The 328-nt window shown below is 51.5% G+C and carries 3 tRNA genes; all 3 read right to left on the bottom strand.

Going from position 1 to position 328, the window contains the following annotated elements:
• Positions 1 to 3: 3 nt before the first annotated feature.
• The 3 genes from ACLNCN_RS05060 to ACLNCN_RS05050 all read right to left on the bottom strand — a co-directional run bounded on the left by ACLNCN_RS05060 (position 4) and on the right by ACLNCN_RS05050 (position 261).
• Positions 4 to 75, bottom strand: a tRNA-Glu gene (locus tag ACLNCN_RS05060).
• Between the two features lie 8 nt (positions 76 to 83).
• Positions 84 to 157 (bottom strand) — tRNA-Ile (locus ACLNCN_RS05055).
• Between the two features lie 33 nt (positions 158 to 190).
• Positions 191 to 261, bottom strand: a tRNA-Gly gene (locus ACLNCN_RS05050).
• Positions 262 to 328 lie beyond the last annotated feature (67 nt).

Genomic DNA, 328 nt, shown 5'->3' with positions numbered 1-328 from the left:
AAATAGTCCGTACGGGATTCGAACCCGTGTTACCGCCGTGAAAAGGCGGTGTCTTAACCCCTTGACCAACGGACCAAACTTTATGGGCACGAGTGGACTCGAACCACCGACCTCACGCTTATCAGGCGTGCGCTCTAACCACCTGAGCTACGCGCCCAAGTTAAAAACTTGGTAATTGAACAAAGTTCAAAGCGGGTGACGAGAATCGAACTCGCGACAACAGCTTGGAAGGCTGTAGTTTTACCACTAAACTACACCCGCTTAAATGGGAGTTAACGGGATCGAACCGCTGACCCTCTGCTTGTAAGGCAGATGCTCTCCCAGCTGA

It is taken from the genome of Streptococcus sp. CL8.13, assembly GCF_049737895.1.
This window is presented reverse-complemented; position numbering and strand designations above follow the sequence as displayed.